Source organism: Legionella cardiaca (assembly GCF_029026145.1).
Lineage (GTDB): Bacteria > Pseudomonadota > Gammaproteobacteria > Legionellales > Legionellaceae > Tatlockia > Tatlockia cardiaca.
In genome coordinates, this window is record NZ_CP119078.1 from 2,289,415 (window position 1) to 2,302,178 (window position 12,764).

The following is a 12,764-nucleotide window of genomic DNA, read 5'->3' on the forward strand; positions in this document are numbered from 1 at the left end:
GTAAATCCTGTAAATTTTAACGTGAATAGTTTACAATTCCATGATTATTTTGCTGCGATTTGAAAAACTTTATGGTGTTTGTTGCCTGCGGACTAAATCATAAAACTGCCCCACTCGATGTGCGTGAAAAAGTTGCGCTGCCTCTTTCTATGCAAGAGGCCTTGCTTCATAATCTCGTGGAGCTGCCTACAGTCAACGAAGCAGCTATTCTATCAACCTGCAATCGTACTGAAATCTATTGCGATACAGATGAACCTGAAAGCCTGGCACCATGGCTTGCTAACCAACATCAATTAGCTCCAGAATTACTTTCACCTTATCTTTACGTTCACCATGGGCATCATGGCATCCGTCATACTTTGCGTGTAGCCAGTGGCCTGGATTCAATGATGCTTGGTGAACCTCAAATTCTCGGGCAAATGAAACAGGCCTATCAACACGCCTGTAAACTAGGTACAGTAAAAACCAATTTACGCTATGTGTTTCAGTATATTTTTAGTGCTTGTAAACGCATACGAAATCGTAGTGGTATTGGTAGTAATCCTGTTTCCATTGCCTATGCAGCCGTACAACTCATTGGGAAATTATTTACTGATTACAAAACCTTAAAGGTTTTTATTATTGGATCAGGAGAAACCTCCACCTTAGTAGCTAAATATCTACATAAACAAGGTGTTAAGGATTTTTTAATTGCCAGCCGCACGAATGAAAATGCCAAACAATTGGCAGCAGCTTTTGCCGGTCGAGCCTTGGCTATTGGCGATATTCCTCAATATCTTTCTCAGGCTGATGTTGTCGTTTCAGCCACTGCCTGCCCACTGCCATTTATTGATAAAAGTTTAGTAGAGCATGCGTTAACTAAACGAGAGGGGGCGCCTATGTTCTTTTTAGACTTAGCCGTTCCAAGAGATATTGAAGCTGACGTGGGCGAGTTAGATGCCGTACACCTGTATAACATTGATGATCTACAATTAATGATTGAAAAGGGAATGGATGAGCGTCGTGAAGCCGCACTTCAAGCCGAACAACTTATTGAAAGCGAGCTTGATAATTTTATCCGTTGGCATCGCTCCCTGCGTGCAAAAGACTTAATATGTGATTATCGCAACTATATGCAGAATTTAGCTCAGCAGGAATTAGAGCGAGCTCAAGGTAAATTGCGGGCCGGTCATAGTCAAGACATAGTCTTGAATGAGCTTTGCGCGCGCCTGGTCAATAAATTAACACATCATCCTACCGTTGGCTTACGTCAAGTCGCTTGGGATGGTCGTGAAGAATTGCTTGATTTAGCGCAATATTTGTTTAATCCTTCTATTGACCCAGTCTTCTTATGAAAAAATCTCTTGAATTAAAACTTGAGCAAATGCTTGAACGCTTTCAAGAAGTAAGTCGCTTACTTTCTGAAGCTTCTGTCATTGCCGATCAAAATCAATTTAAAAATTTATCAAAAGAATACGCACAATTAGAGCCTATAGCCAATTGCTATAACACTTATATACAGGCTCGTGACAATGTGAATTCTCTACAGGAATTACTTGCTGGAGATGATAAAGAATTAGCCGCTATGGCTTCTGAAGAAATTGATAACGCGAAAGAGAATGTCGCGCAGCTGGATGAAGAATTACAATGGCATTTGATTCCTAAAGATCCAGATGACACTTGTAATGTTTATCTAGAAATCCGTGCAGGCACCGGCGGTGACGAAGCGGCAATTTTTGCCGGTGATTTATTTCGTATGTATCACCGTTATGCTGAAGCGCAGGGCTGGCAGGTGGAAATTATCAGTGCCAGTTATGGAGAACATGGCGGTTATAAAGAAATTATCGCCCGTATAAGTGGGCAGGCCGTTTATTCTCAATTAAAGTTTGAATCAGGTGCTCATCGGGTACAACGAGTCCCGGAAACCGAATCGCAAGGTCGGGTACACACGTCGGCTTGTACTGTCGCAGTTTTACCTGAAGTAGAAGAAATTGACGATGTAGAAATCAGTAGCGATGAATTACGCATTGATACCTATCGCTCGTCCGGAGCTGGTGGTCAGCACGTTAACAAGACCGACTCAGCTATTCGTATCACCCATCTACCCACTGGTATTGTTGTAGAATGCCAGGATGAGCGGTCACAACATAAAAACCGCGCTAAAGCCATGGCTTTATTAAAAACAAGACTTCTAGATGCCGAACAAAGTAAACAACGCCAGCAGCAAGCGGAAACCCGTAAATTATTGGTAGGTACTGGTGATCGTTCTGAACGCATTCGCACTTACAATTTTCCTCAAGGTCGCCTTACGGATCACCGAATCAATCTCACCTTGTATCAACTTGTTGATATCATGGAGGGTCACTTAGCGCCAGTACTTGACGCACTGCAGCGCGAACACCATGCAGAATTACTTGCTGAACTGGGTCAACATGATGGAGATTAAGGATGCTCTTGAGCAAGCCCTAAAACAACTTGCCCCACATAGTAGCAGTGCCCGCCTGGATGTAGAGATTTTACTTGCCCATGTGTTAATGAAAAATCGTACCTTCCTTTATGCTCATCCAGAAGTAATATTAACTCAAGCTCAATGGCAAACGTTTCAACGCCTCATTTCACAACGCGTGCAAGGCGTGCCCATTGCTTATTTAACAGGCATGAAAGAGTTTTGGTCTTTACCTTTAAAAGTTTGCGAAGATACCTTAATTCCTCGCCCCGAAACCGAACTACTAGTTGAATTAACTTTGACTCTGCTTAGCGATAAAGAAGGAGCGCATGTTCTTGATTTGGGCACGGGTAGTGGAGCTATTGCTCTTGCTTGTGCATCAGAACGCCCTCGATGGCAGATAACAGCTTGTGATTGCAGCCAAAATGCCTTACAAACTGCTGAAGAAAATGCAGCACGATTAGCCATGACAAATATTTGTTTTTATCATTCTAATTGGTTTGAAAAAATAACTACACAACAAGTTTTTGATGCAATTGTGGCTAATCCCCCTTATATTGCAGCTAATGATCCCCATTTAGTCGAGGGTGATGTTCGCTTTGAACCTGTACTTGCTTTAGTCAGTGGTGAGGACGGGCTTACGGCGCTAAAACATATTATTAAACATAGTCTTGCTAGGCTTAAGCCTGGCGGGCTATTATTATTAGAGCATGGTTTTGATCAAAAACCTGCAGTTACGTCTATGCTTAAACATTATGGGTATGTTGAGATTCAATCTTGGCAAGATTGGCAAGGTAATGACCGGGTCACTGGTGGTAGACGAATAATTAGTTGATGGTCAGCTTGATTTTTGATATACCTAGCGGTTTTCGATCGCATGCCATAACGGCTTGTTGAGAGGATGCAATAGCAGGAGGCATAGATGCCAGGACAATTAATCGATTCTAACAACGAGAGTATATTAAAAGTGAAAAATGACGCCGTTAGCAGTATGGGAATCGCTCCTTACCAGGAAACCGATGGCGAAGAGTATATGAATGACAAGCAACTTGCTCATATTGAGAAAATTTTGCTTGCCTGGCGCCAATCGCTTATGGAAGAAGTCGACAGAACCGTGACTCATATGAAGGACGAGGCGGCTAATTTTCCTGATCCTTCAGACCGAGCTAGTCAAGAAGAGGAATTTAGTCTTGAACTAAGAACTCGTGACAGAGAGCGTAAATTAATTAAAAAGATTGAAGATGCGCTTGAGCGATTGCGCGATGAAGACTTTGGTTACTGCGAAGCTTGTGGCATTGAAATTGGATTGCGACGTCTGGAAGCACGCCCCACTGCCACGTTATGCATTGATTGCAAAACCTTGTCTGAAATTAAAGAACGCCAAAATCAAGGCAGCTAATTACCCTTGCTGATCGCAAGCATCGGGGATTCTGCACTTCATATCCCCGTTTCTTTTACGTTCATAGCCACGTCATTTTAGACGTGTTACGCCATCCAGAGCGAAGCGAAGGATCTTCTGAATGTGAGTAGTTATTGTACCCAAAGATAACGCCACATTTAGGAGATCCTTCGTCATAAACTCCTCACGATGACGTGTGTTGCGAACGGTTACCAAATTTTTGTTCTAAGACCTCACGTCCAAGGCTGCAATCTCATTTGTTGTTTGTTTTAATGTGGTATCTATTTGTTCTACATATCTAGCGACAGCGCCTTTATTTGCCTCCAGGACATTGCTTGCATTGTGAATCAGACGGGCTTTACGCTTTTCATCATGGTGTAGAACAAAAATTTGTTCAATCAATTCATCTGCATTTTCCACCATCTCAATTGCCTCTGCATTCTTTAAATCACGGCAAATAGCTTTGAAATTATGCACATGTGGACCACTGAAGACCGGTATCTGCATTGCAATAGGCTCTAGTACATTATGACCACCTACCGGTACAAAACTCCCGCCAACAAACGCATAATCACTCATTTGATACCATCCCAACAACTCTCCCAGAGAATCCAGAACAATCACTTCATTAGTGGGTGTTATCGTTTCGCGCTTTGAACGCAGCCCGGTATTAAATCCCATTTCGACGCTTAACTGATATATTTTTTGAAAACGTTCAGGATGACGCGGTGCAATTAACAGTACTACATCTGCAATGCCATTCTGAAGCTTTCTTAAACGTGACAAAATGAGTTCCTCTTCGTTTTCATGGGTACTGGCAACCATTACCGTCACTCGCTTATTTCCCCAGGCTTCTTTTAATTCCTTAAAAACCTGACTGTTAATGTCTTGAGTTTGTAGATCAAACTTCATATTTCCTAATACCTGCACCGTATTTTCATTAGCGCCGAGGGCTTGATAGCGTTTTGCATCATCCTCAGTTTGAGCCAAAATATAGTCAAATTGTTGCAATAATGGTTTAAAAAGAAATTTAACTTTCTTATAACCTTGATAGGAACGCTCTGAAAGACGAGCGTTTACCAGGAAAAGAGAAATATTAGCGCGATGAGCATAGTAGCCTAAATTTGGCCATAACTCTGTTTCTACAAAAATGGCAGCTTTGGGTTTTACTTTTTTATAAAAACGGCGTACAACACTTGGTATATCATAAGGAACATATTGATGAATAACTTTCGCACCAAAGCGCTGCTGCACCCGCTGAGCGCCTGTAGGTGTCATTGTGGTAAATAAAATTCGCCACTGTTTATGAAGTAACTCATCAACTAAAGGGGTAATAGCGATAACTTCACCTAATGAAACAGCATGAACCCACAAATCAATGTCTTCTATTTTTTTATTGCTTAATGCAAACCGTTCAAGGATTCGCTCACGATAGGCTGGAATTTGCCGCCCCTTCCACCACAATCTAACTAGTAAATAGGGTGTTAACAGGTACAACAAAATAGAATAGAGGTATCGCATAACTTATCCAGAAAAAAAAAAGCAAGTATATATTTATTTCATTCACTTGCGTTTAAAATTTTAATCTATTTTTATTTTTTAATAAAAAATAGTGTATTCAAATAGATTTAGCCGAATTAATTGGCTAAATAACGCGACATTGCTAAGAAAAAGTTAATTCCAGCATATTTGAAGTTATAGGCATATAATTAAGCTTAGAATGGAACAGTTATTAACAGTAAGATTGGATACTTAACCACATGAATTTACGTGATTTCTTTACTCACTATCACTGGTGGGGAAAAATAATAGGCGCTTTATTCGGCTATCTCATTGGAGGTCCTGCCGGTGCCCTATTTGGTATTCTTATTGGTAATTTTTTCGATCGCGGTCTAATAGAGCATTTTAATCAACCTCATTGGCATTATTATAAAGAGCGTCGTGAGGCCGTACAGAAAGTTTTCTTTGAAGCAACTTTTTCGGTAATGGGGCATATTGCCAAAGCAGATGGCCGGGTATCCGAGGCAGAAATTAGCATGGCAAAAACATTGATGGATGAAATGAGATTAAGCCATGAACAAAAAAAATTAGCAAAACAATTTTTTAACGAAGGGAAAGCCTTTACATTTGACTTAGCCAACGTCCTGACACGCCTGGATGAAGCTTGTTACGACAACCCGGAACTTTTAAAACTGTTTATGGATATTCAATACCGTGCAGCTAAAACTGATAATTTTTCTGAAGCTAAAATGCATGCTCTGGATGTCGTTTTTCGACGTTTGGGATTTGCACCCATTCGCCAGCAGTATCGTTTTTATGAAGATTTTGGCTTTAGAAATTCCCAGTCATCATCACAGCAATCCCAATCCCAGCATTCCACTGGCGAAAAGCAACGTTATCAAAGTTATCAAACGCCACCCAATAGTTTGGCCCATGCTTACGCCATCTTAGAAGTTGATAAAAATGCCAACAAACAAGAGGTCAAGCGTGCTTACCGGCGTTTAATTAGTCGCAATCACCCTGATAAATTAATTGCTCAAGGTCTCCCTGAACAAATGATAAAGATAGCCAATGATAAAACCCAAAAAATTCGTAAAGCTTATGAGCAAATCTGTGCTAGCAAAGGTTGGTAATCTAGCCTTAATTAATCCATCTATCTCCCAACTCCTATCTCACCATTATTTTTGTAATCAATTTTCAACATAATTGGTTTAACTGTAATAAAATTATACATATTAGGCTTTTTATAACTCAACACGACACTACTTCCATTTTATGGGCCTGTTGTATGCTGAAAGTTATTAATCTGATGACCGAGCTAAAGTATAAAAATATTTCTGAAAAGGGAATTTGTGCAGGATTAACGTTAATGTGGATGCAAGCTTGGTTAAGTGGTCGGGAAGAGGAAATTAAATTTTTTAATCGGTTAAATGGAATTCTCAACTCGAATAAAAGCAATAAAGAGTTAGCTATTGAAATAGAAGCTGTTAGAAAAAAAATTAAAGCAGGATTTCCAGTTAAAAAATTAACCGACGAAGAATATAATTTATTGGAAATTGTGGCCTTCTTTGATGGAATTCAACTTTATCAAAAACCTTCAAAGCATCCTGATTTCTTACTCGGGAAACATCTAAGTCAAGTAGACATTGAAACTATCTCGATAGTCACCGCCTCGGATGCCATACAAGCACTTGGGAATTTAAAAAAAATATTCAGTGAACCAGGAGCCTACAATAAACAAGAGTTAGAAAATTATTTGAATGACCTTTGCAGTATTATTGCTGACGAATATGATAAATTGGCGATCTCAATCAGCTCGGGTCAACATCGCTTTGGACTTCGTTATGATAAACCTTCAAAGCAATGGATCATGGTTGAACAGACCCTTTTGGGAGAAAAAATTGAACGCTATCAATTTGAAACTGAAGATTTAGCCTCTTTCATTAAAGGAGTTTTCCTTACAGACGAGAGTGTTATTTTTAATATTGATATTTTTGCAACTAATAACAAACTTCCTTCCAATTCTGTAATAGAGAAATTAAATCAATTTAGAGAACAACACTTAACAGCATTTAACAAACAAAGAGCAGAAAAAAAGACCTCTTACACTGAAATGACAATAGCCCATATTGCAGCCTATTACGGCCATCTTGATTATTTAGCGAAATATAGCAAATTTAAAATCCCTCTTGATAAAACTACAAACGAAGGATATACCCCTCTTCACTTTGCAGCCAGAAGCAATCAACTTGAGGCTATGGAGCTCCTTTTGCAATCGACGAATGCTTTAAATGTTGCCGCCAACGATGGCGTAACGGCAACTTATATTGCTGCAGAAGAAGGTTTTACAGAAATGCTCTGTAAAATGATGGCTCGCGGAGCCAACGTTCTGCAAATAGGCCCTGATAATAAATCAGCCCTTGATTTAGCTTTGGAAAACAAGCAAATGAGAATGGTTTTAGTTATTCTTACAACCATCAATCCCCGTGATTTAACTAAAACTCAATTAAATACGTTACAGAAATACAGAAAGGAATTACTGCGCGAATGTATCAACTTCATAAAAAATCTTGATGAAAATGTTCAAATTAAATATCTAAGCGATATTAGGGATAGTAACAATGCTTTGGGTTTTATTTTTAATCATCATAAGCCTAGTCACAATCCTTATAAACTCTTCAAGCAGGCGCTTAATACAAAAACCGATGAGATGAAAGAAATAGCAAAAACTTTGGAAGGCATTATTTCCACCGCAAGATTTCACTAAATATGTTTCTGTTTTGCAATTGACATCATTGCTATTAAAACCTCCTCCAGCCTTCTGTCACGAGAGGCTTAAGCTGTTAATACAGGCGGACACATTCATCCAAGAATCCCATCTATCTGGATAAACTGCTGAGGGACCGCTCCGACTTAAAGAGTTATTAAGACTTTCTTAATATTATTTGTTTAAAATACCCACGCTTCTAATAGATGGAGATGGCTCAGTGAATTATGATATCAAAGCAAGAATGATGTTAGCGCAATTTCATAGCACTGTTTCAGTAGAAAATCTCTCCTCTCATGAAACCATTCGTATTGCAACAGCAGCCTTATTAATTTATCAAAACTATTGCACATCACCCGAAAAAAGCAATCTTGCTCAATCTGAATACTTTCAAGAATTATTAAACACACTTACAACCTATAAGGCAGCAATTATTAGTAAAAAAAGTTGGTGGCAACGATTGATTGGATTTTTTGGGATTCTTCCTGAAGAAGAAAATCAGTTACAGCGCGTCATTAAACAAGTGAAATCTTCAGTTGCTGATGCAGTAAAAAAACACGACCGCATTTATTATCCTAATTTTTTACTTCGAGTATTGAGATTTTTTGGTTTTAATTTGAAGGAGATATTACATCGCAAACATTATGATGAATATCGACCTCACGAAAAGCTCACCTATTTATCTCATCACCTAATGGGTAAAACGGATCTAAATCACCATGAAATATTGCAGGGTAAAGCAAAATCAAGCGCCTACCAGCACTTCGCTAATGACATCAACGATTTTATTAAACAAGAAGGAGCTCGTCTTGATGGGGAGACAAAAGAGCTATTTAAAAAACTGCTTACACAGATTGGTGATTGCTCGAAATTAGCAAACGAACTCGATTCCATTTTTATTCTTAATCAAGTAAGTCAACAAAACACTCAGCAAGAATTTATTAGTGATTTAACTTATCGAATTTTAAAAGCCCTTATAGAAATGTCCATAGGCGATTCACTGATCATTCCTCATGGCTTTCACTCCACGAACGGTGGACATGCGACCGTCATTGAATGCATGCGTGTTGATGAAAACAACGTTGTCCTTAAGATTATTAATACGGGTGCGGGAGAAGAAAAAACGGAAAGCTATCGAGTTCTTTTTAAATCGTTATTTACTGCGAGCAATACCAGACCAATTAAAGTAACTAGTCCCCTAAGTATTCATGAGATAATTAATAATAACTATATCGAAGAATTATTAACGCCATTGATTATTGAAACTGATCAATTGGAAGCACAAAGCAAAATGACAAGTTTATTTTTGCGGTTATACCAAGAAGGAAAACTTCATGATGATACACACCATTTAACGTTACAAACGAATGGTACATGCGGCCACTCTTCTTTACTTGAATGGTTTAAAACCAGGATACCTGAATCTGCTTTTTTATTATTTAATCTTTTTGTCACGCAAAAATCATTTCAACGACTTGAAGAATTTCGCCAAAATTATAATCCAGCTGATTTTGCCGAAGATATTAATGTTGCTTTGACCGACTTATCGCTAGCTGGAAAAAACACTGTAAACGAGGCTCAAAAGCAACTCCTCGATGCTCGCGAAAAAATGGCTAATGAATGTCGTGACTTAAAATTGCAACTTAATAAGCTACTGCAGAAGAAAGGAAAAACTCTTTCAAGGATTGCTAATTTTACTAACTATTATGAAAAAAAATGTCTACCAGGTAAGCTTAAAGAACAGGAGCAGGAAAAGGTAGCCCAGGCAAATCCAATGACCTCATGGTCATCAACCCACTCAAGAGGACTATTTTCTATTTTTTCATCCAGCCAGCCTGAGAAACTAAGCGAGCGAGCTGAAAAAGCTATCCTCGCCAAGAAAATTGCCGGCCATGAATCGTTTCTGGAAACGATAAACCTCATCAGTGTCCCTTAAAACCGCTTACTCATTCCAAATTACCCTATTGCCATGTTGCTTTTATTATCTGCTTCAATGTCTGAATTTAAATTATCCCCTACTGGCTGAGAGATTGCGCTGATAGCCAAGCTTAGAGCGTTCAGATCCACAACTGGATTTGGGACTATAGGTATCAAACATTTAGCTAATTGCTTAGCTATCGGACCAGAAAAACACATGCCGAAGCAACTTCCTATAAAGAGGGGGACAAGAGTAGCGCTATAACATATTGCCTGCGTATTCGCTGAAGCTTCTGTTGCTTGTAAAACGGGAATGCTAATCGCTAAATAAATCCCAGTAAAAAAAATTCCCCCTATGCACCCCATTGATTTAACAAAACAAGGATCCTGTGCTTTCTTTTCAAATTCTTCTTTTACTTCATTGTTGCGAATTTTATTCTTCTTGGAATAATCCTGCATGGCTTTTGTAACTTCAGCATCTATAGCTTTGTCCACGTAGTTAGTTTGAATCTCCGGAAGAAGGGGTCTGTCACTAAAACGAAAAAACAAATGTGGATTTAATTTCTGCACAGCCTCTGCGGCAAGCTCTTTTAGAGAGGGAATCTCTTTAGTCTTTTTTACCATTTGACGCTCATCTTTTAGTCTATCGGTAATTATTTATATTAACTTCGATTATATACAAAAATGAAACGATGTAGGAAATTTAAAAGCATTTTATCTTATAAAACAACAACAAAAATTCGTTGTGTAATACTAGCTGATTAATAATCAAGTAATTAATCAATTTGAAAGCTATGATTAAAGAGAATCAATGAAGGATTTAGATTATGGCTTGGCTATATACCCTTATTGGCTTATTAACCATTTTGATAGTTGTAGTTATCCAATATTTTCGTGGAGTAAAACTAAGACATTCGGTTTGGACAATTATCCTCGCTCTCGTTTTTACTCTTGCAATGACAAAGCTTTATGGAATTGCCTATTACCAGGCATGGACCTTTGAAGACGACTTAAAAAAAGAGGCACCGCTGTTTATATTACTTGAAAAAACATCGCCCGCTGCCTTTCAAAATTATATTGATAAAGCCAAGCGAGATATTATTTATTTCCATTCGAAACATCTTATCGCTTATACCAATGAATTTGTTACTAGTGAAATAGCAAAATATGAAGCAAAGGCTTCTGATGAATCACTTTACCATGAAACTAAACGAATCATTGATTACTATAATAAAATTTATCAAATTGACCCTCTCTTGGTCGTTTACTCTGAATTCCCGAATCAATTTGCCAATGTTGTGAATCTGGAACAATTAGACCAACTTTCTGATAGCACAGCAAAGCAACTTTATGATTCACAAAAAGCTATCATACAAAGCGCTTTAGACTCACCACAACCTGCTTTATCACCAGAAAAATTTCATCAGGCACAAATTATCTTAAGCGATATATTTCAAACATTAATACAACGTTATGGGGAAACAGTTGTCAAAAACAGTTTTGAAAATCCCCAGGATCCATCACTTAATAGACAGGTGCAAGCAAAGATTTTAATGGATTTCTATCAATTACTTTATAAGAGAGGTAAAGAAGACACCGGCTTAGTCTTGCGAGCCATCGCCAGTACTTCTTCTTGATGATTTCCAATCAAATTGGGATTTAGTGCTTTCATTAATCAATTTTACTGCTTGAACATGTTTAATCTTTCAAAGATAGGTTTCTGCTATACTTCCCAAGTAAGAGACTTCCATATTGCAAGATCAAAATATGAATAGCTATAACAACATGAAGCTGTATACATCTTATTTAAATGGTTGTTACCAGCATATTTTCCAACAGACGATTATTAATAGCTGGGGATATTTATACTTTGATTTAAATGGCCGATATTTGCAATTAATGTCTGATAAAAATTTGCTCGATCTTTTTTTAAAAAATGATTTATACATCGATCAGATTATTGATGTTTCCAACAATAAGAATAACTATTTTTCGTCGGATGTGCTAACTGACCAATTTACCTCTGATAAAGTTAGACAGATTCTAATTGATAATAAATATAGTTACTTCTTTGACATCATAAATAGACAACCTGATTTTATAGAAATCTATACCTTTGCAACAAGTGTTGATCCGCACCAGGCAGGCAATTTTTCATTAAACAATATCGACATTTTAAAATTAATTAGCCAGGATCTGGGCGCTCGCTGCCGAAAGTTATTAACGAAAGAAAATGTTCTACTCCTACCAAAAGATTTTATTATTCAAATTAATGGAATTTTTCAATTGCAAAAAGATACGAAGCCTTCGGGATTACTCGATATAATTTTAGAAACGACACAGGCTTCATCAAAATTAAAAGAGAGCGTAAACGATAAATCTTTTGATTTTAATTTATTGCCTTTCAATTTTGTAGCTTATAAAGAGCTTACCCATAAAGAAAAAGAAATGATTTATTTATATTATTTTGGCTTTAATTTCTATCGAATAGCTGACATTTTAGAAATTTCAAAACGAACCGTTGATAAACATTTTGAAAATATCAAGAAAAAGCTTAATTGTGAAAGCACAGGACAGATAATTCCCCAGCTATTAAGAACTAATATTACTATCAACGACTTTATAAAAAAATGCTAAATTACTTATGTCGCAAAGAGGGCTAACCCACCCATAAATAATGTGTGCCCACGTTTCGCGCTTTGCCCTGAATCTAGTCTTCACTGGATAGAGCTCGTAAATGCCGTTCATGAAGCAAA

At 37.8% G+C, this 12,764-nt stretch carries 10 protein-coding genes and 1 pseudogene; 9 read left to right on the forward strand and 2 right to left on the reverse strand.

Annotated elements, in window-relative coordinates; all coding sequences use genetic code 11:
* Nucleotides 1-71: 71 nt before the first annotated feature.
* The 4 genes and pseudogenes from hemA (at nucleotide 72) to dksA (ending at nucleotide 3,824) form a co-directional block, all read left to right on the forward strand.
* A pseudogene (hemA, locus tag PXX05_RS09755) lies at nucleotides 72-1,347 on the forward strand (glutamyl-tRNA reductase).
* Complete coding sequence (prfA, locus tag PXX05_RS09760; RefSeq protein WP_275088039.1) at nucleotides 1,331-2,425, forward strand: peptide chain release factor 1; 1,095 nt, start codon at nucleotides 1,331-1,333, stop codon at nucleotides 2,423-2,425. Before hemA ends, prfA begins: the two are co-directional and overlap by 17 nt.
* Nucleotides 2,412-3,260 (forward strand): peptide chain release factor N(5)-glutamine methyltransferase, encoded by an 849-nt coding sequence (gene prmC, locus PXX05_RS09765; protein WP_275088040.1) that lies wholly within the window; start codon nucleotides 2,412-2,414, stop codon nucleotides 3,258-3,260. The genes prfA and prmC overlap by 14 nt, the downstream gene beginning before the upstream one ends.
* A gap of 87 nt (nucleotides 3,261-3,347) precedes the next feature.
* Complete coding sequence (gene dksA / locus PXX05_RS09770) at nucleotides 3,348-3,824, forward strand: RNA polymerase-binding protein DksA (protein ID WP_338034417.1); 477 nt, start codon at nucleotides 3,348-3,350, stop codon at nucleotides 3,822-3,824.
* Between the two features lie 225 nt (nucleotides 3,825-4,049).
* Here dksA and waaA read toward each other — a convergent pair whose 3' ends face one another.
* Entirely contained in the window at nucleotides 4,050-5,345 is a 1,296-nt protein-coding gene (gene waaA, locus PXX05_RS09775; protein ID WP_275088041.1) for a lipid IV(A) 3-deoxy-D-manno-octulosonic acid transferase, read from the reverse strand.
* A 239-nt stretch (nucleotides 5,346-5,584) separates the two neighbouring features.
* On the opposite strand from waaA, the gene djlA reads away from it, so the two are divergent.
* The 3 genes from djlA (at nucleotide 5,585) to PXX05_RS09790 (ending at nucleotide 10,027) form a co-directional block, all read left to right on the forward strand.
* A complete protein-coding gene (djlA, locus tag PXX05_RS09780) occupies nucleotides 5,585-6,457 on the forward strand; it encodes a co-chaperone DjlA (protein WP_275088042.1) in 873 nt (290 codons plus the stop codon).
* A gap of 155 nt (nucleotides 6,458-6,612) precedes the next feature.
* Nucleotides 6,613-8,091 (forward strand): ankyrin repeat domain-containing protein, encoded by a 1,479-nt coding sequence (locus PXX05_RS09785; protein WP_275088043.1) that lies wholly within the window; start codon nucleotides 6,613-6,615, stop codon nucleotides 8,089-8,091.
* 220 nt (nucleotides 8,092-8,311) lie between these two features.
* Nucleotides 8,312-10,027: a hypothetical protein gene (locus PXX05_RS09790; protein ID WP_275088044.1), complete on the forward strand. Its 1,716-nt coding sequence runs from the start codon at nucleotides 8,312-8,314 to the stop codon at nucleotides 10,025-10,027.
* Nucleotides 10,028-10,047: 20 nt separating this feature from the next.
* Here the strand turns inward: PXX05_RS09790 and PXX05_RS09795 are convergent, their stop codons facing one another.
* Nucleotides 10,048-10,632, reverse strand: coding sequence for a hypothetical protein (locus tag PXX05_RS09795; RefSeq protein ID WP_275088045.1), 585 nt, complete (start codon nucleotides 10,630-10,632; stop codon nucleotides 10,048-10,050).
* A gap of 203 nt (nucleotides 10,633-10,835) precedes the next feature.
* Here PXX05_RS09795 and PXX05_RS09800 point away from each other — a divergent pair, with 203 nt between their 5' ends.
* Nucleotides 10,836-11,645 (forward strand): hypothetical protein, encoded by an 810-nt coding sequence (locus PXX05_RS09800; RefSeq protein WP_275088046.1) that lies wholly within the window; start codon nucleotides 10,836-10,838, stop codon nucleotides 11,643-11,645.
* 148 nt (nucleotides 11,646-11,793) lie between these two features.
* Nucleotides 11,794-12,645 carry a helix-turn-helix transcriptional regulator gene (locus PXX05_RS09805; RefSeq protein ID WP_275088047.1) on the forward strand — a complete coding sequence of 284 codons (852 nt, stop codon included), beginning with the start codon at nucleotides 11,794-11,796 and terminating at the stop codon, nucleotides 12,643-12,645.
* Nucleotides 12,646-12,764 lie beyond the last annotated feature (119 nt).